This window comes from Pseudomonas sp. FSL R10-1339, assembly GCF_009600545.1.
Lineage (GTDB): Bacteria > Pseudomonadota > Gammaproteobacteria > Pseudomonadales > Pseudomonadaceae > Aquipseudomonas > Aquipseudomonas bubulae.
This window is the reverse complement of sequence record NZ_WIVQ01000045.1, coordinates 15,763-33,166: the sequence shown is the minus strand read 5'-3', so window position 1 is coordinate 33,166 and position 17,404 is coordinate 15,763. Positions and strand designations below refer to the sequence as shown.

General features: G+C 57.9%; 22 protein-coding genes and 1 tRNA gene. 12 read left to right on the top strand and 11 right to left on the bottom strand.

The window, feature by feature from the left end; genetic code table 11:
• The first annotated feature begins 7 nt into the window (after positions 1-7).
• The 4 genes from GHO03_RS14545 (at position 8) to GHO03_RS14530 (ending at position 2,277) form a co-directional block, all read left to right on the top strand.
• Positions 8-83, top strand: a tRNA-Glu gene (locus GHO03_RS14545).
• A gap of 151 nt (positions 84-234) precedes the next feature.
• The gene (locus GHO03_RS14540) at positions 235-669 is read left to right on the top strand and encodes a thioesterase family protein (protein ID WP_095002275.1); all 435 of its coding nucleotides are present in this window, start codon (positions 235-237) and stop codon (positions 667-669) included.
• Between the two features lie 73 nt (positions 670-742).
• The gene (locus tag GHO03_RS14535; RefSeq protein WP_095018966.1) at positions 743-1,702 is read left to right on the top strand and encodes a tRNA-dihydrouridine synthase; all 960 of its coding nucleotides are present in this window, start codon (positions 743-745) and stop codon (positions 1,700-1,702) included.
• A 122-nt stretch (positions 1,703-1,824) separates the two neighbouring features.
• Positions 1,825-2,277 carry an Hsp20 family protein gene (locus tag GHO03_RS14530; RefSeq protein WP_016780349.1) on the top strand — a complete coding sequence of 151 codons (453 nt, stop codon included), beginning with the start codon at positions 1,825-1,827 and terminating at the stop codon, positions 2,275-2,277.
• A 140-nt stretch (positions 2,278-2,417) separates the two neighbouring features.
• On the opposite strand, the gene pbpG is transcribed toward GHO03_RS14530, so the two are convergent.
• The 3 genes from pbpG to GHO03_RS14515 form a co-directional block, all read right to left on the bottom strand.
• Positions 2,418-3,356 carry a D-alanyl-D-alanine endopeptidase gene (pbpG, locus tag GHO03_RS14525; RefSeq protein WP_095018965.1) on the bottom strand — a complete coding sequence of 313 codons (939 nt, stop codon included), beginning with the start codon at positions 3,354-3,356 and terminating at the stop codon, positions 2,418-2,420.
• Between the two features lie 278 nt (positions 3,357-3,634).
• Entirely contained in the window at positions 3,635-3,844 is a 210-nt protein-coding gene (locus tag GHO03_RS14520) for a helix-turn-helix transcriptional regulator (protein WP_095002278.1), read from the bottom strand.
• Positions 3,845-3,853: 9 nt separating this feature from the next.
• The gene (locus tag GHO03_RS14515; RefSeq protein WP_153400110.1) at positions 3,854-4,405 is read right to left on the bottom strand and encodes a DUF2975 domain-containing protein; all 552 of its coding nucleotides are present in this window, start codon (positions 4,403-4,405) and stop codon (positions 3,854-3,856) included.
• 219 nt (positions 4,406-4,624) lie between these two features.
• Here GHO03_RS14515 and GHO03_RS14510 point away from each other — a divergent pair, with 219 nt between their 5' ends.
• Positions 4,625-5,566 (top strand): class I SAM-dependent methyltransferase, encoded by a 942-nt coding sequence (locus tag GHO03_RS14510; RefSeq protein WP_095018963.1) that lies wholly within the window; start codon positions 4,625-4,627, stop codon positions 5,564-5,566.
• 285 nt (positions 5,567-5,851) lie between these two features.
• On the opposite strand, the gene GHO03_RS14505 is transcribed toward GHO03_RS14510, so the two are convergent.
• The gene (locus GHO03_RS14505; RefSeq protein ID WP_095002281.1) at positions 5,852-6,370 is read right to left on the bottom strand and encodes a Dps family protein; all 519 of its coding nucleotides are present in this window, start codon (positions 6,368-6,370) and stop codon (positions 5,852-5,854) included.
• A 205-nt stretch (positions 6,371-6,575) separates the two neighbouring features.
• Between GHO03_RS14505 and GHO03_RS14500 the strand changes: the two genes are divergently transcribed.
• Together GHO03_RS14500 and GHO03_RS14495 are read left to right on the top strand one after the other, a co-directional pair.
• On the top strand, positions 6,576-7,271 hold the full coding sequence (locus GHO03_RS14500; RefSeq protein ID WP_095002446.1) for an AzlC family ABC transporter permease: 696 nt from the start codon (positions 6,576-6,578) through the stop codon (positions 7,269-7,271).
• Positions 7,268-7,579 carry an AzlD domain-containing protein gene (locus GHO03_RS14495; protein WP_095002282.1) on the top strand — a complete coding sequence of 104 codons (312 nt, stop codon included), beginning with the start codon at positions 7,268-7,270 and terminating at the stop codon, positions 7,577-7,579. The genes GHO03_RS14500 and GHO03_RS14495 overlap by 4 nt, the downstream gene beginning before the upstream one ends.
• Here GHO03_RS14495 and GHO03_RS14490 read toward each other — a convergent pair.
• The 3 genes from GHO03_RS14490 to GHO03_RS14480 form a co-directional block, all read right to left on the bottom strand.
• The gene (locus GHO03_RS14490) at positions 7,527-7,721 is read right to left on the bottom strand and encodes a hypothetical protein (protein ID WP_095002283.1); all 195 of its coding nucleotides are present in this window, start codon (positions 7,719-7,721) and stop codon (positions 7,527-7,529) included. The genes GHO03_RS14495 and GHO03_RS14490 overlap by 53 nt on opposite strands.
• Positions 7,722-7,815: 94 nt before the next feature.
• The gene (locus tag GHO03_RS14485; RefSeq protein WP_016780355.1) at positions 7,816-8,010 is read right to left on the bottom strand and encodes a hypothetical protein; all 195 of its coding nucleotides are present in this window, start codon (positions 8,008-8,010) and stop codon (positions 7,816-7,818) included.
• Between the two features lie 156 nt (positions 8,011-8,166).
• The gene (locus tag GHO03_RS14480; RefSeq protein WP_095002284.1) at positions 8,167-8,517 is read right to left on the bottom strand and encodes a hypothetical protein; all 351 of its coding nucleotides are present in this window, start codon (positions 8,515-8,517) and stop codon (positions 8,167-8,169) included.
• Positions 8,518-8,748: 231 nt separating this feature from the next.
• On the opposite strand from GHO03_RS14480, the gene GHO03_RS14475 reads away from it, so the two are divergent.
• The gene (locus tag GHO03_RS14475; protein WP_095018962.1) at positions 8,749-9,567 is read left to right on the top strand and encodes a shikimate 5-dehydrogenase; all 819 of its coding nucleotides are present in this window, start codon (positions 8,749-8,751) and stop codon (positions 9,565-9,567) included.
• 39 nt (positions 9,568-9,606) lie between these two features.
• Here GHO03_RS14475 and GHO03_RS14470 read toward each other — a convergent pair whose 3' ends face one another.
• Together GHO03_RS14470 and GHO03_RS14465 are read right to left on the bottom strand one after the other, a co-directional pair.
• Complete coding sequence (locus tag GHO03_RS14470; RefSeq protein WP_095002286.1) at positions 9,607-10,278, bottom strand: YceH family protein; 672 nt, start codon at positions 10,276-10,278, stop codon at positions 9,607-9,609.
• 107 nt (positions 10,279-10,385) lie between these two features.
• Positions 10,386-11,693: an MFS transporter gene (locus GHO03_RS14465; RefSeq protein WP_153400112.1), complete on the bottom strand. Its 1,308-nt coding sequence runs from the start codon at positions 11,691-11,693 to the stop codon at positions 10,386-10,388.
• Positions 11,694-11,803: 110 nt separating this feature from the next.
• Between GHO03_RS14465 and GHO03_RS14460 the strand changes: the two genes are divergently transcribed.
• Complete coding sequence (locus GHO03_RS14460) at positions 11,804-12,313, top strand: DUF1993 family protein (protein WP_016780360.1); 510 nt, start codon at positions 11,804-11,806, stop codon at positions 12,311-12,313.
• A gap of 337 nt (positions 12,314-12,650) precedes the next feature.
• On the opposite strand, the gene sstT is transcribed toward GHO03_RS14460, so the two are convergent.
• Positions 12,651-13,883 carry a serine/threonine transporter SstT gene (gene sstT, locus GHO03_RS14455; RefSeq protein WP_095018960.1) on the bottom strand — a complete coding sequence of 411 codons (1,233 nt, stop codon included), beginning with the start codon at positions 13,881-13,883 and terminating at the stop codon, positions 12,651-12,653.
• A gap of 281 nt (positions 13,884-14,164) precedes the next feature.
• Between sstT and GHO03_RS14450 the strand changes: the two genes are divergently transcribed.
• Entirely contained in the window at positions 14,165-15,328 is a 1,164-nt protein-coding gene (locus GHO03_RS14450; protein WP_153381088.1) for an MFS transporter, read from the top strand.
• Here GHO03_RS14450 and nhaR read toward each other — a convergent pair.
• Positions 15,315-16,214, bottom strand: a complete 900-nt coding sequence (gene nhaR / locus GHO03_RS14445) for a transcriptional activator NhaR (RefSeq protein ID WP_095002289.1) — start codon at positions 16,212-16,214, stop codon at positions 15,315-15,317. The genes GHO03_RS14450 and nhaR overlap by 14 nt on opposite strands.
• Positions 16,215-16,349: 135 nt before the next feature.
• On the opposite strand from nhaR, the gene GHO03_RS14440 reads away from it, so the two are divergent.
• The gene (locus tag GHO03_RS14440) at positions 16,350-16,589 is read left to right on the top strand and encodes a hypothetical protein (protein WP_095002448.1); all 240 of its coding nucleotides are present in this window, start codon (positions 16,350-16,352) and stop codon (positions 16,587-16,589) included.
• Positions 16,590-16,619: 30 nt separating this feature from the next.
• Positions 16,620-17,375 carry a TerC family protein gene (locus GHO03_RS14435; RefSeq protein ID WP_095002290.1) on the top strand — a complete coding sequence of 252 codons (756 nt, stop codon included), beginning with the start codon at positions 16,620-16,622 and terminating at the stop codon, positions 17,373-17,375.
• Positions 17,376-17,404 lie beyond the last annotated feature (29 nt).

Genomic DNA, 17,404 nt, shown 5'->3' with positions numbered 1-17,404 from the left:
GGTTTGTGTCCCCTTCGTCTAGTGGCCTAGGACACCGCCCTTTCACGGCGGTAACAGGGGTTCGAGTCCCCTAGGGGACGCCACGATTACCCGCTTTGCGGGATTTATAAGGGTCATTCGATTATTGAATGACCCTTTTGTTTGTCTGCAGTTTTTTAATTCCAGCTCTTCAAGTTTCCCGTCGCCCCCTCTGCGTTACACTGCGCTCCTTATTTATGTACAGGGAGACAAGGCATGAGTTGGGATTTGGCAGCGCCGTTTATCATTGACCTGCAGGTGCAGGCCGAAGACATTGACGGGTTTGGTCATGCCAATAACGCGTCCTATGTGGTCTGGCTGGAACGTTGTGCCTGGCGCCACTCGCAGCGCCTGGGGCTGGACCTCACCGAGTACCGTCGCCTCGACCGCGCCATGGCGGTCTCCCGTCATGAAATCGACTATCTTGCCAGCGCCTACGAAGGCGATGAGCTGCAGCTAGCCACCTGGATTGTCGATTGTGACCAGCGCCTGCGCATGACCCGTCACTTTCAATTGGTGCGCCCCTGCGATGGTGTGACCCTGTTGCGTGCCCAAACCACCTTTGTCTGCATCGAACTGTCCACGGGCAAGGCCAGGCGCCTGCCGCCCGAGTTCCTTGACGGTTATGGCCCGGCTGTCGTGACGGCCTGACCGTCAGCGCCTGCGCATACCGATTGCCCGCAGAACCGCGTAAACTGCCGCACGTTTTTCATGAGAGTCACCCATGCAAATTGCTTTGGCGCCGATGGAGGGGTTGGTCGACAACATCCTGCGTGATGTCCTGACCCGCACCGGCGGTATTGATTGGTGCGTGACCGAATTTATTCGGGTCACCGAACGGCTTTTGCCCGAAGCCTACTTCCATAAACTCGCTCCCGAGTTGCAGCACGGTGCGCAAACGCGTTCCGGCGTGCCGCTGCGCGTGCAGTTGCTGGGCTCGGACCCGGCGTGCCTGGCCGATAACGCGGCATTGGCCTGTGAGCTGGGCAGCGGGGTGATCGACCTCAATTTTGGTTGTCCGGCCAAGACCGTGAACAAGTCCCGTGGCGGGGCAGTGTTGCTCAAGGAGCCCGAACTGCTGCACGCCATCTTGCTGCAAGTGCGTCGCACCGTGCCTGCGCATATTCCGGTCACCGCCAAGATGCGCCTGGGCTTCGACACGCCCGACAGCGCCAATGAGTGCGCAATCGCCCTGGCCGAAGGCGGCGCCAGCCAGATCGTGGTGCATGCGCGGACCAAAATGGATGGCTACAAGCCGCCTGCGCATTGGGAATACATTGCCCAGGTGCAGGAAGCGGTCAAGGTGCCGGTGTTTGCCAATGGCGATATCTGGTCGGTTGAAGATTGGCGTCGTTGCCGCGAAATCAGTGGCGCTGAAGACATTATGCTCGGCCGTGGTCTGGTGTCGCGCCCCGATCTGGCCGCGCAAATTGCCGCTGCCCGCGCCGGTGTTGAGGTAGTGCCGATGACCTGGGCCGATTTGCAGCCCATGATCCGCGACTTCTGGGCCCAGGCCGAGGCCCAGCTGACCCCGCGCTCGGCACCGGGGCGGCTCAAGCAGTGGCTGGCAATGTTGACCCGCAACTATCCTGAAGCGGTGGTGTTGTTCAATGCCATGCGTCGTGAAACAGACTGTGAGAAGGTCCGGCACATGGTCAACAACCCGCCTGTCGATGTGGCTTGAAGCGTCTGAAAAAAATTTCAAAAAAAGCCTTGAAATGGTTTTGACGGTCCCTATCTAAGGGGTACGCGATGCCGAAACCGGGTCGCGTAACAAAATCTCGCTGAAATCAGGAGGATGAAATTATGAGCAACGCTTTTTCAATGGCGCCACTGTTCCGTAATTCTGTCGGCTTTGACCGTTTTAGTGATTTGTTTGAAACCGCACTGCGCAACGATTCAAGCGGCGGCTACCCACCTTACAACGTTGAAAAACGGGGTGAGGACAGCTACCGCATCGTGGTAGCAGCTGCAGGCTTCCAGCAAGATGATCTGGACCTGCAAGTAGAGAAAGGTGTGCTGAGCGTCAGCGGCAGCAAACGCGAAAGCACCAGCGAAGAAGGCGTGACCTTCTTGCATCAAGGTATTGCACAGCGGGCATTCAAATTGTCCTTCCGCCTTGATGATCATATCGAGATCAAAGGCGCAAACCTGAGCAATGGTTTGCTGAGCATCGACCTGCAGCGGGTGGTGCCGGAAGAGGCAAAAGCCAAACGCATCCCGATCAATGGGGATTCGCAGCCTGCTCTGCAAAACTGATCTGAGCATGTGCCAGGCAAGAACCCCGTCCAGGTGACGGGGTTCTTTCTATCCGCAGTTTGTAACGAGCAGTACGCAGGCATTTGTCCCCGATCCTCTCCCCGGGGCAAGTGCCTGCATTTCATCTCACCCGTACTTCTTCACTTACCCGCCTGACCTGCTGTCAGCTGGTTTTTCTGCAGGTTTTTTTCGGCTTTGTAGCGCAGGGCTACGTCGGGCACACCGCCACTTTTACCGGTTTCCACCCAGTTGCGAATTCGACCGGCATCGGCGAAGTGGGTGTACTTGCCAAAGGCATCCAGAATGACCAGGGACACCGGGCGCCCACCCATTTCAGTGACCAGCACCAGGCAATGACCGGCCTGATTGGTAAAGCCGGTCTTGGTGATCTTGATATTCCATTTGTCTTTTCTGACCAGGTGATCGGTGTTGCTGAAACCCAGGCTGTAGTTGGGTTTGCGGAACGCCACGGTCTTTTCCTTGGTGGTGCTCAACTGGCTGAGCATCGGGTAATGCCGCGCCGCTGCCAGCAGCTTGCTCAGGTCGCGGGCAGTGGATACGTTGTGGATCGACAACCCGGTCGGCTCAACATAGTGAGTGCTCATCATGCCCAGGCTTTTGGCCTTGGCATTCATCGCCGCGATAAAGGCTACATAACCCCCCGGATAGTGGTGGGCAAGGCTGGCGGCTGCCCGGTTTTCCGAAGACATCAGGGTGATCAGCATCATTTCGTGACGCGACAGCTCGCTGCCGATTTTTACCCGCGAAAACACGCCCTTCATCTCCGGGGTGTCGCTGATATTGACCGAAATGGATTCGTCCATCGACTGCTTGGCATCCAGCACTACCATGGCGGTCATCAATTTGGTGACGGAGGCAATTGGCACGATGGCGTCAGGGTTGCTGGCAAAAATCACTTTGTTGGTTTGCAGGTCGATCAGCAGCGCACTGCCTGAGGCGATGTGCAGTTGCGAGGTATCCCGTGGGGCCGAAGTGCTTTCAGCCGCTGCGGCGATTGAAGAAGCACTGGTGCCTGCCAGAACTAAACACAGGCTCAAAATGGAAAGATGAATTTTCACGCAGAATGACTCAAGAAGGGTTGGGAAGTACCGGGCTGCAACGGCTGTTATACACATGACGTTACATTTAGTCAGTATGGATCAGTGGCGGCAGAAATGCCTGATTTTGCAGAGGTTTGTCAGAGAAAATCCGAATATACCGGTAAAAAGGTTGGGTGCCGCGGCGAGCCTAGCAGGAGGATGCTGTTGGTTGGCTGAACGGACTGGAGGCTTTGAAGTGCAGGCAGGCAGAGCCTGGTGCGCCGCCTGCGAGGGCTTGGCCTCGCAGGCGTGCGTGCTTACGATTCCGGTTGATAATGCAGCAAGTCCCCCGGCTGACAATCCAGTGCGATGCAAATGGCTTCCAGGGTTGCCAGCCTGATGCCCTTTACTTTCCCTTGCTTGAGCAGTGACAGGTTCTGCTCGGTAATGCCCACCCTGTGCGCCAGGTCCTTGGATTTGACCTTGCGCATGGCCAGCATGACGTCCAGCTTGATCTCGATCGGCATTTTGGCCTCTTAAACGAACTGCTGATTTTCCCGCGCCAACGAACACGCCTTGTACAGGCTGCGGGCGATGATCATAAGGGAAGCCGAGAGGAACAAGGCAACAAGATGCGACGGCTCGAAGCTGATCGTGAGCAAGCGCTCGCCCGCAGGCCGCAAAATGGTGACCCAGACACTCATGACCGGGGTTAACAGGAGGCTGGCCAGCACCCATATAGAAACGCTTTTACCCACTTTACCCAGCAACTCGGCAGATTCGGTCGAGAAATACTCGCCATTGCTGTAGGCCAGAAACAGGCTGCGCAGGGCTAGCAAGCCTTTGGCGAGTATCAGCAGGGGGATGCTGGACAGGGTTATGGCACCAGCAACCTGCCACCAGGGCATCAACGGGATGTCGGCCTGCAGTGTTTCGGTCATGGCGCTCAGGTTGAACCCGCCCACATAAGTGCCTATGGCGTTGGGGAAAATCCAGTAAGCGATATTGGCCAGCAACATACCCGCGACAAGTGCCAGCGTGGTTGTGGCCAGGATGCGGCTGCGATTGGCAAGGGGATCGGTTTTCATCGAACAGTCCTTCTGGTTCTGCTTGTGGTTGTAAAAAGCCCGGAATCCGCCCAGGGAAAGCGTATTGCCCTGCGCAGTTAAACTATCGTATTGCGATAAAAAATTATTGTAAAACGATAATATTGCCCTCTGTATTAACAAGTATTTCCACTGTGCCGATTAGGCAGGGCAGTGCAATTGTGTAAAATGCCGGCCCCTTGAAATTGACCGGTCGGCCTGATGACTCCTGAAGCGTTAACCACCCTGCACCAGCACTTATTGACTGCACTGCAGGCTGTGCCTGCTGAAACCCGGCGTTTGTTCCATGGGCGTGGACGTTGCTGGCCCGGGCTTGAGCAGTTGACGGTGGACTGGTTGCAAGGCGTGGTGCTGGTTTCTCTGTTCAAGGAGCCCGAGGCCCTGCAACTGGCTGCACTCAAGCAACTGCTGCAGGCCATTGTTCAGTCAGCCGCGTGGCAGGCCAGCGGTGCACACACACTGGTGCTGCAACATCGCTATACGCTGCAAAGCGACACCGAGTGGCTGGTGGGCGAGGCAATTGACGAGTGGACGCTGACTGAAGGCGGATTGCGCTATCGCGTGGACCTGGGCCGCAAACAGAACAACGGCCTGTTCCTGGACATGCGTTATGGTCGTGACTGGGTAAGGGCCAATGCCGGGGGCAAGCGAGTGTTGAACCTGTTTGCCTATACCTGCGGTTTTTCAGTGGCCGCCATAGAAGGCGGCGCCCAGCATGTGGTCAACCTCGACATGTCCCGTGCGGCCCTGAGCCGTGGCCGCGACAACCATCGCCTGAACGGGCATGACATGAGCAAGGTGACGTTTCTGGGTCATGAGCTGTTCAAGTCCTGGGGCAAGGTGAAAAGCACCGGCCCTTACGATCTGGTGATCATCGATCCGCCGTCATTTCAGAAAGGCAGCTTTTTGCTGACCAAGGACTACCAGCGCGTGGTGCGCCGCCTGCCGGAGTTGCTCAGTGAAAATGGCACAGTACTGGCGTGCATGAATGACCCGGCACTGGGTTCGGACTTTTTGATCGATGGCGTGACCCGTGATGCGCCGAGCCTGCGTTTTGTTCAGCGCCTGGACAACCCGCCGGAGTTCCCGGACGCCGATGTCGAGTGCGGCCTCAAGGCGCTGGTGTTCAGGCAGGGCGTTTGACAGGCGAAAAAAAGCCCGCAGGGGAGGTGCGGGCAAGGGGTTCATTGAATGAGCAATGAGCGCAGCGAATATACCGCTCGTTGCGTTCGAAGACTGTGAAACAAAATTCATGGTTCTGCGGGTGCTCGTGATCGTAGCAGCTGGCGCAGGAACAAGGCTGCGTCCGGCGGCGAAGCCGTCGTAAAGTCAGAACACAGGTTTTTACAGATAAACCGCATGCTCAGGTTTTACGATCGCTTCGCAATCGAACGCAGCCTCGTTCCTTCGGCAGCTGCTACGCAGGGGTTATTTGGTACGCGACGACTCAAACAGGAACCACACGCGGCGCTCGGCCTCGTCGATCCAGTTTTCCAGCAGGCTGGTAGTCGCCACATCGCCCAGCTCGGAGCACATGTCGTGAGTCTCACGCATATAGGCGGCCAGCTGGATATTGTCTTCGCGCAGTTCTGCCAGCATGTCTTCCGGCGTCACGAAGTCGGCGTCGTTGTCCAGCAGGCGTTGCAGCTTCTTGATGTGGCCGATGGAGCGGATTGTGGTGCGCCCCAGCTTGCGCACACGCTCGGCGATGGCATCGGTGGTCGCGTAGATCTGGTCAGCCTGCTCGTCGAGCAGCAGGTGGAAATCACGGAAGTGCGGGCCGGACATGTGCCAGTGGAAATTCTTGGTCTTCATGTAGATGGCGAAGGTGTCTGCGAGCAGCGCGTTCACTTCGGCTGCGATATCGATACAGGCTTTTTCGCTCAGTGCCGTAGGTGTCCGCAGATCGGCCTTTCTGCTTTCCTTGGCGGATTTCAGGTCTTTCATGGTGGTTCCTCGTGGCAGCGGTTGATCGGAATTAACGTCTCTTGAATGCGGCTGACTAAAGACCAGGTTTGCTCTCTCGTCAAACGCGGCGGGCTGTTTTCACGCGGTCCGCGTCAAGTTATGAGGGCAGCAGAGCAAGATCGTTCAAGACTTTTTACCCTGATGTTGCGACCCTTTGCCGCTGCTTACTGCCGGAATGTTTTTGATGCCTGATGCCCTTGCTCGAACCGCGTTTATGCGCGGCGCAATTGCCTGCCTGCCGCTGACCCTGGCGTGTGCCCCCTGGGGGCTGCTGGCCGGTTCCACCGCAATCGATGCCCAGCTGACCCCCGCGCAAAGCCAGGGGCTGTCACTGTTTGTGTTTGCCGGTGCGGCGCAACTGGTTGCCATTGGCATGATCAAGGGCGGTGCCAGTGCGATTTCGATTCTGGTCACCACCTTGCTGCTGACCTCGCAACACTTGCTCTATGCCATGCACTTGCGCCCTCTGGTGGCGCCGCTCGAGCCCAAATGGCGCTTCGGGCTGGGCTTTTTGCTCACCGATGAGTTCTTTGCCCTGGTCAGCCCCTTCGACCAGAACACCTTCAATCGCTGGTATGCCCTGGGTGTGGGGCTGTGCATGTATGTGGGCTGGAATATTTTCACCCTGCTGGGCGTGGTGCTGGGCAAGAGCATCCCGGGGCTGGATCAGCTAGGGCTGGAGTTCTCGATCGCGGCCACCTTTATCGCGTTGATTACCCCGGTGGTGCGCAATATCCCGACCGTGGTCTGCGTGGCGGTCTCTTTGTTCACGGTGGTGGTGTTCAGTCACTGGCAGTGGGAGTCGGCGATTGTGCTGGCCGGGTTGGCGGGTATGGTCGCGGGCTATGCCTGCAAGCGGCTGGGAGGGTACTGGGCATGATCTGGGCAATTATTGGCGGGATGACGTTGATCCTGTTTTTCAACCGCTACCTGTTTCTGGAACCACGCTTGCCGATTCGCCTGAATCGAGGGGTGAAGGAGTTTTTGGGCTTTGCCGTACCGGGGATGCTGACGGCGATTTGCGGGCCGATCATTTTCGTCAAGGACCATCAGCTGGATCTGAGCCTGGCCAACCCCTACCTGCTGGCCGGATTGTGCGCCATCGGGCTGATGCTGTGGAGCCGCAATGTGCTGCTCAGTGTCGCGTTGAGTGTGGCGCTGTTTTATCTGTTTCGCTGGTGGCTTTGAGCTGGGCGGCGGCGCGCGAGGTAAACGGGCCGCTGACGGCAACGCCGTCACTGACCACATACCAGCATGCGAGCAGGCCGTCGGCACGCAGCGGGGCGGGAACGGCACTGCCGATCACCGACATGACATGAATCTTGGGCATACAGACCTCCTTCAACAATGGCGCTACCTTACGGGCTGTGCCGCTGCGCAAGAAATCATTGCGCGTGATAGTGGTCATTGATGTCGATGAGGTGTCAGTCAACCACCTGATCGAGCATGTGCATCACTTCCTGATCACTCAGCAGCCCTTCGCGAACCAGGTGCTGGGTCAGCAGGGATAGCAGTTTGGCGGTGCGGTGACCTTCGAGCTGCTTGAGCTCGGTCAGAGTGTTGTACACCTTGCTGGAGGTGCAGAGCCCGACGATATGGTGCGGGTTTTGTGTAGGCATAAAGGTCGTCCTTGTTTTTATGAATGTGCCGATTGTTGCGCCAGCCAAGCTGCATGATGCCGCAGTCCGGGGCGTTACGGTGTCTTGTCCGCGACATTCACATGATCTATCCGGACCTACCGGCAGCTGTCCAAGCCTGCCGGCTGCCAGCACCGGTTACCAGCGCGGCGGGCCGTAGTAACCCCGTGGCGGACCGTAGTACACCGGTTGCGGTCGACCGTAGTAGCCCTGATAGTAAACGGGCTGGGGCGGCTGGACATACACCGGTTGCGGTTGGTAATAAACAGGTGGGGCCTGTACGTAAACCGGCTGTGGCTGCACATACACCGGTTGCTGCACATACACCGGGCGCTGTTCGTGGCCAGCGATAACCGAGCCAACCACCGCGGCACCCACCACCGCGCCAAAAATTGCAGGCCCGGGGCCCCAGCCACCATGGGCCGATGCCTGCCCTGCAACAGCTAGGGTGCCGATAAGCAAAGCGATTTTGGGGATGCTACGCATCATGACGATTCCTCGAATTCCCGCCCCGACGATTCGGCCTGCACCAGACCGCAGTTAAACCCGGGGATAACATTAAGACCGTATTTATTTTAAAAACTGCGAAGCGCCCGGGTAAATTTTGTGTAAGGTCTGCGGGCGCTGAGACGATTCAGCGTTGGCGCTCCACTATGATCCAACAAAACTCCCGGTACGGCTTGTGCCGTCCATCTAAAAGCATTCAGCAAGGAGATGAGCATGCAAATGAATCCGGACAAAGACACCCGACTGTGCATATCGTTGTCGGGTCGACCGGGTAATTTCGGGCTGCGTTTTCATAATCATCTATACGAACAACTGGGCTTGAACTTTTACTACAAGGCATTCAGCAGCAAGGATCTGGCGGGCGCAGTGACTGGTATCCGGGCATTGGGCATTCGTGGTTGCGGCGTGTCGATGCCGTTCAAGGAGGCCTGCATCGAGCTGGTGGACGAACTGGACACGTCAGCCCGGGCCATTGCCTCGATCAACACCATCGTCAACACCGACGGCCACCTCAAGGCCTATAACACCGACTACATAGCCATTGCCCAACTGCTGGGCAGCCATAAAGTACCCAAAGACACGACCTTTGCCCTGCGCGGCAGTGGCGGCATGGCCAAGGCGGTGGCATCGGCCCTGCGCGATGGCGGTTATCGCAATGGCCTGATCGTTGCGCGCAACGAGGCAACAGGGGCGGCGCTGGCGGCAAGTTGCGGTTATGAATGGCAGCCTGAGCTGGGCGAGCGCAGGCCGCACATGCTGATCAATGTTACACCGGTGGGTATGGCGGGCGGGGCCGAGGCCGATGATCTGGCTTTCGAGGCAGATGCCATTGATCGTGCGGATATTATCTTCGACGTGGTGGCGATCCCGGTTGAAACACCCCTGATCGTGCGCGGTCGTGCCCAGGGCAAGCAGGTCATCACCGGGCTTGAGGTTATTGCCATTCAGGCCCTGGAGCAGTTTGTGCTGTACACCGGTGTGCGGCCCACCGCCGAGCAGTTCCAGGCGGCCGTGGCATTCGCGCGCAGCTGATGGCGATTGGGGGCGAGTGAGCTCGCCCCCAAAACGCTTTTACTCCAGCTCTGCCAGACGGGCTTCGAGGGCTGCAATGCGCGCCTCAAGGGCTTCGAAACGCTCTATCGAGACTGCCTGCGCGCTTGAGCGTTCTGCAGGTTGCTGGCGTGCAGTCATGATGGTTTCGATATCGGCCGGGTCGCCCAGGGCGTGCATGTAACGGTCTTCGCGTTGGCCGCTCTGACGCGGTACCAGCAGGGCCAGATCACGGGCAATCAGGCGTTCAAGCTGATGCTGGACCTGTTCGGTGTCTTCAAAGTCGTGCATGCGCGAACTGCGGGTCAGCAACTCGTTGAGGGTTTGCGGACCGCGCAGGAACAGCAGGCCCAGCAACACCACTTGCGCAGGCACCAGCTCCAGCGCCTTGTCGACCTTGTGTTCCCAGCGATCAGCGCGGCTGCCCATCACCAGGCGGGTAAAGCCACGCCCTTCGAGGGCGCGCAGGCTTTGCCCGACCTGGCCCTGGGTCAGGTTGAGCACCGGCTCGCGGCTGGTTTTCTGGTTGCACGCCAGCACCAGGGCATTGAGCGTCAGCGGGTAGGTTTCCGGGTTGGTGGCCTGTTTCTCGATTAGGGAGCCGAGAATACGGATCTCGGTACTGTTGAGCAGAGGTCCTGCGTCAGCATCGTTTGGTACCTGTTCTGAGAACTGATCAGCGGGAACGTCCATTTTCATCTCCAATTTGAGTAACCGTTGCCAGCGACCATTGTGGTGTTTTTTGCGCGGTAGAGCGACTGGCATGTCGCCCCGTCTGTGGCAGAGAGTCTTTTTGCGTGTCAGCGGTTAACCACTTTGGCAGGCAGCGCGATCACCAGCAGGCAGCTCACTAGCAGGCAACTGGCGAAGAACCACAACGCGCCGGAACTGCTGCCCGTTACGTCGATGGCGATACCCATCAGGGAATTGCTCACCAGCCCTGCGATATTGGCCAGCGAACACGCGAGGGCGAAGCCGGTAGCGGCAGCACGGCCCTTGAGAAAGGTGGCCGGCAAGCTGAAAAACACCGGTACGGCGCCAATGATGGCGGCCGAGGCAATGGCAAACAGAAAAACGATCACAAGCAGGTTGTCGCTGAAAAAAGTGCTGGCTGCCATCGCGGCCGCGCCAATCATAAAGGGCACAATGATATGCCAGCGGCGTTCTCGATGGTGGTCGCTGCTGGCGCCAATCATTAGCATGCCGATCAGGGCTGCAACGCTGGGCAGGGCGGTGAGCAGGCCAATATGGAAGTTGTCGGCCACACCGGCGTTACGGATAAACGTCGGCATCCAGAATGCCATTGCGTAGGCGCTAAGCAGGATGGAGAAGTCGATACCCCCCAGCATCCAGATCTTGAGGTTAAAGAACCCGTCGCGAAAACTGTGCTTGCTGTTCTGGCCTTCGGCGTTGTCCTGGTGCAGTTGCTGTTCCAGTAACGCTTTTTCGTCGGCGTTCAGCCATTTTGCCGTGTGATGGCTGTCTGGCAGAACCCAAAAGGTCAGGATGCCCAGCAGTACGCTGGGGATCGCCTCAAGCACAAACAGCCACTGCCAGCCGCGCAGCCCCGCCGTATTGTCGAAGGCGACCATGATCCAGCCCGACAGTGGCCCGCCAACGACACTGGACAGCGGCATGCCGATCATAAACAGGGCAATGATGCGGCCCCGTCGCTGGGTCGGGAACCAGGTGGTCAGGTAATACAGCACCCCGGGCAGAAAACCGGCTTCGGCCACCCCCAGCAGAAAGCGTACAACATAGAACTGGGCAGGCGTGGTGACCAGCAGGGTGCAGGCCGAAAGCAGGCCCCAGCTGATCATGATCCGGGCTATCCAGACCCTGGCGCCGACTTTCTCCAGAAGCAGATTGCTGGGTACCTCGAACAGGATATAGCCGACAAAAAACAGCCCCGCCCCCAGGCCAAATGCCGTTTCGCTGAACTGCAGGTCACCTAGCATCTGCAATTTAGCGAAGCCGATATTGATCCGGTCCAGATAAGCGGCCAGATAACAGAAGCAGAGAAAGGGAATGAGTTTGCGGGTGATTTTGCGATAGAGCGCCTGGGTCGGGTCCGCTGCTGGAGCTGTAGAGGGATGAGCGGAGGGCATATGGGTGTCCAGGGGCTGAGCTTGGGGTTGATCTTCATACACCAGATGGGCGCTGGCGTGTCTATAATCGGCGCACATTGCATTCCTGCCCACAGACTGTCGAGACTTCCATGACTATCTCTCTGTACGCCGCTTCCGTTCCAGTGTTCAAACAAATGCTCAACGCCCTGAGCGGTGTGCTGGCCAAGGCTGAAGCTCACGCAACGGCCAAGAACATCGACCCGAGCGTGTTTTTGCAGGCGCGCCTGGCCCCGGACATGTTCCCGCTGGTGCGTCAGGTGCAAATCGCCGTTGATTTCACCAAGGGTGTTTCGGGCCGTCTGGCTGAAATCGAATTGCCAAAATATGACGACAGCGAAGTGACCTTTGCCGACCTGCAAGCCTTGATCAGCAAAGTGCTGGCGTTTGTCGACGGGATCAAGCCAGAGCAAATCGATGGCAAGGAAGGCATCGAAATCATCACCCGTCAGGGCACGCCTAAAGAAAAACGCTTCACGGGCCAGGCTTACCTGCTGACCTACGGCCTGCCGCAGTTCTTCTTCCATGTGACCACGGCTTACGCGATCCTGCGCCACAATGGTGTTGAGATCGGCAAGCGTGACTACATGGGTGCGTTCTAATCAAGCGCACTGTGTCAGCGCCTTGGTCATTCAGACCTACCGGGTTGTAAGCATCGCAGGCAAGCCAGCTCCCACAGGTTCATTGACACCCTCAACGCCAGGTGCTGGCCAGACCCACTGTGGGAGCGGGCTTGCTCGCGATGGCAGCGCCCCGGTTATTTAGACATACCGGGTTGTAAGCATCGCAGGCAAGCCAGCTCCCACAGGTTCATTGGCACCCTCAACGTCAGGTGCTGGCCTGACCTACTGTGGGAGCGGGCTTGCTCGCGATGGTAGCGCCCCGGTTATTTAGACAGACCGAGTTGTAAGCATCGCAGGCTTGCCCGCCCACATGGCCTCAGCCCTGTTGCAGGGGCTTGTCTTCCTGGGCCATACAGGCCGCCGCAGTAAAGAGTACGTCGGTGGAGGAGTTGAGCGCGGTTTCCGCCGAGTCCTGCAGGATGCCGATAATGAAGCCCACGGCCACCACCTGCATGGCAATCTCGCTCGGGATGCCGAACAGGCTGCACGCCAGCGGAATCAACAGCAGCGAACCGCCCGCCACACCCGATGCGCCGCAGGCGCAAATGGCTGCAACCACACTCAGCAAAATAGCAGTCGGAATATCGACCGCAATCCCCAGTGTATGCACGGCAGCCAGGCTCAACACGGTGATGGTAATCGCCGCGCCCGCCATATTGATGGTGGCCCCCAGCGGGATGGACACCGAGTAGGTGTCTTCATGCAGGCCCAGACGCTCGCTCAACGCCATGTTCACCGGAATGTTGGCCGCCGAACTGCGGGTGAAAAACGCGGTAATCCCGCTTTCGCGCAGGCACAGAAATACCAGCGGGTACGGGTTGCGACGCAACTTCCAGAACACAATCAGCGGATTGACCACCAGCGCCACAAACAGCATGCAGCCAATCAACACTGTGAGCAGGTGCAGATAACCCAGCAGGGCACCGAAGCCCGAAGAGGCGAGGGTGGCAGCCACCAGGCCGAAAATGCCCAGCGGTGCAAAGCGGATAACTACGCGCACGATCAGGGTGACACCGTTGGACAGGTCATTGAGTACGGTGCGGGTAGTGTCGCCGGCATGACGAATGGCAATGCCCATGCCGATGGCCCACGCCAGGATGCCGATAAAGTTGGCATTCATCAGCGCGCTGACCGGGTTGTCGACCACACTCAACATCAGGCTTTGCAGTACCTCGCTGATACCCCCGGGGGCGGTAATGGCGATGTTCTCGGTGGCCAGTACCAGATTCGACGGGAACAGCATGCTGGCGATAACGGCCACGACAGCAGCAGCAAAGGTGCCGAACAGGTACAGAACCAGAATCGGGCGGATATGGGTTTCCTGGCCGTGCTTGTGGTTGGCAATCGAGGCCATGACCAGTACAAACACGAGAATCGGCGCAACGGCTTTCAAGGCGCTGACGAACACCTTGCCGATAAAGGCCACCGAAAGCGCTGCCGAGGGCGCAAGCCATGCCAGCAAAATACCTGCAATCAGACCGATCACAATCTGGGTTACCAGGCTGGTGCGCATGAGCTTTTGCAGCAGGGTAGGTGGAGCGTCAGTCATAAAGGTTTCTCTAGTTGTTCTGGGTAGCGCATTGAAAAACTGTGGGGCGATCGGCGGCAAACGGGCAGGCTGATCGACGCAAGTCGGCGGGATACGAACTTTATCATAGACGTGTAGGTGCTTTCCTACGCAGGGGCAATCTGCCACATCCGTGGTTGAACTTGTTTCGGGTTACATCGCTTCAAGGTGAAGCATTCTGTTACCATTGCTCATCCCCCACTTTTCTTCAAATCAGCGGGCCTTTCGGGCTTTCGCTGGCCTCGTTGTCTCTGGAGTTATTCATGCTGTTGCCCATCCTGCTGCTGTCTGCGGCCGGCTTTACCGTGCTCACCACCGAATTTGTCATCGTCGGCCTGCTGCCTTCAATAGCCCGCGACTTGGAGGTCAGCGTGCCCCAGGCCGGTTTGCTGGTGACTTTGTTCGCCTTTACGGTCGCTGCCCTCGGGCCGTTTTTGACCGCCTACTTTGCGCGTTTTCAGCGCAAGCGCCTGTTTATCTCGATTTTGCTGATGTTCGCCTTCGCCAACACCGTGGCGGCGCTGGCGCCGAACATTTGGGTGATGGCTTTTGCGCGGCTGCTGCCGGCATTGGGGTTGCCGGTGTTTTGGGCTCTGGCTAGCGAAACGGCGGTGGATATCGTAGGCCCGGATTACGCCGGGCGGGCGATTGCCAAAATCGGGTTCGGCATCGTTTGTGCGACGGTATTTGGCATTCCTGTAGGCACCCTGATCTCGGATGCTTGGGGCTGGCGCAGTGCCTTCGGTATTCTGGCGGTGGTCGCCCTGGCCAAGGCGCTGTTGCTGTGGATCTATTTACCTGTCACCCGGGCAGTGAAAGAAAGCGTCACCCTGAGTTCGCAGTTTGCCCTGCTGCGCAGCCCATTGATGATTGGCCATATCGTGTTGTCCGTTCTGGTGTTCAGCGGCATGTTTACGGCCTACACCTATCTGGCCGATATTCTTGAGCGCCTGGCAGGCTTTGACGGCATGCTGGTGGGGTGGTGCCTGATGGGCTTTGGCGCCGTAGGCCTGATCGGCAACTCGTTGGGCGGGCGCATGGTGGATCGCCATCCGCTGATCGCCTCGATGGTGTTTTGTGCCTTTATGATCGGCGGCCTGGTGGCGCTGGTGCCGAGCATTCACTCAACCCTGGGCCTGGCGGCGGCCATGGGCATTTGGGGGGTGACCCAGGCGGCCATGTTTCTGGTCAGCCATGTGCGGCTGATGAAAGTTGCCCCCCATGCCCCGGCATTTGCCGCGTCGCTGAACATTGCCGGGGCCAATCTGGGGATCGGCCTGGGTGCGATGGTGGGTGGCCGGGTAATCGATAGCTATGGCCTGGGTAACCTGGGGTTTGCCGCCGCCGGGTTTATCCTGGTATCGATTCTGCTGGCGCTGGTGTTGATGACTGCCAAGGCGCCGCCAGTGTGTGCTAGCGCGGGGTAAACAACTCGCGGCGTGCCCCCTCGGTAATTGCAACGATGCCGGGGTGGCGGATCTTGCGCTCCACGGTAATGGCGTAGAACGATTCGGTGACCGCCTCGGTGTGGCCGATCAGTTCGACATCAAACTGACGCATCACTTCCTGGGCAATCACGCTGGGTGCGATAAAGACGCCGATCCCCGACTGACCAAAAGCCTGCATTAGCGCGCTGTCATCAAATTCCCCCACGATTCGCGGCTGGATCTGCTGCTCGGCCAGCCAGCGCAACAAGCGGCTGCGCAGCATGGTTTCGGGCCCGGGGATCAGTAGCGGCGCGCCTTGCAGGCAATGCGGAAAGTTTTCGGCATAGTCTTGGGCCAGCGTCGCAGTGGCAAAAAAACTGATGCCGCACTCGCCCAGTTTTTGACTGAAACCCTTGATATCCAGGTGCGAAGGCATAGGGCTGTCGGAAATTACCAAATCAAGACGCTGAATAGCGAGGTCCGCGAGTAGCCGGTCAAGCTTGTCTTCGCGACAGGTGATGCGAATCGGTTTATCCAGCTCCATGGTCGGAGCAATCAGGCGGTACACAATCGACTTGGGCACCACGTCGGCCACACCCACTCGAAACAGGATCTGTTGTTCCTTGGGCGCCATGCGCAGCATGCTTTCCAGTTCACTGCCGACCTGAAAGATCTGCTCGGCATAAGGCAGCACCTGGCGTCCGGTCTCGGTCAGCTCCAGTTGGCGTCCGACCCGGCGAAACAACGGCAGGCCATAGGTATCTTCGAGCAGGCTGATTTGCCCGCTGATCGTCTGCGGCGTGAGGTTCAGTTGCTCGCAAGCGCGAACAATGCTGCCGGTCTTGGCCACGACCCAGAAGTAATGCAATTGGCGGTAATTAAGCATCAGCGTCGCAACACTTCGTAAAAACCGAAGTATAGCGTTTAAAAATACGAATTTTCCTGAAGTGTTGGATTCTCTAGAATCCCGCGTTATGCGCAAGCCACTTTGGTGGCCGCCGGTTTAGAGAGGGAAATGACCATGAACATGAAAAAAGCAGCAGTAGCCGTACTGTTATCGGCAGGTTTGCTGGCGATTGCGGGTTGCGACCAGGCTGAAAAAGCCGCGCAACAGGTGCTGAGCAAAACCGCTGAATCCGCTAAACAGGCAATTGATGACACTCACAAGGCTGCGGAGCAAGCGCTCAGCGAAGCCACCGGTGGGCTGATTGAAAAAGAAAAGCCTGAGCAAGAAAAGCAAGATTCATCTAAAGCTATTTAACTGGTCTTACTGCAGAGTCCGAACACACCTATGGAATATCTTTTACAACTGGCTGCCAGCCCCGCAGCCTGGGTCGCTTTAGCCACGTTGATCGTGATGGAAATCGTGCTGGGTATCGATAACCTGATCTTTATCTCGATTTTGACCAACAAACTGCCTGAGCAATACCGCACCAAGGCACGCCGTATTGGTATCGGCATGGCGCTGATCCTGCGTCTGGGCTTGCTGGGTACCATTGCCTACATCGTGCAACTGACCACGCCGGTATTTGAAGTGCTGGGCAAGGCCTTCTCGTGGAAGGACATGATCCTGATTGCCGGTGGTCTGTTTCTGGTGTGGAAGGCCACCAGCGAAATCCACCACAGCATGACTCCGCAAGTGGAAGAAAAAGCCGACAGCGTGTCGTCGAAAGTCACCTTGGGCTTTGCCGCTGCCATCGGCCAGATCCTCATGCTTGACCTGGTGTTTTCCATCGACAGCATCATTACGGCGGTGGGCATGACCGAGCACTTGCCGATCATGGTGATTGCAGTGGTGGTGGCGGTGATGGTGATGTTGCTGGCTTCGGAGCCTCTGGCCAAGTTCATCAACGACAACCCGACCGTAGTGATGCTGGCCCTGGCCTTCCTGATCATGATCGGCATGACCTTGATCGCTGAAGGGTTCGGTGCCCATGTGCCGAAAGGTTACGTGTATGCAGCGATGGCGTTCTCGGCCACGGTTGAAACACTCAACATTGTGGCGCGTCAGATCCGGGAAAGGCGTCAGGCTGCGCTGATCAAGTAAACGCAGGTTGATGTTAAAAAGCCGTCCAC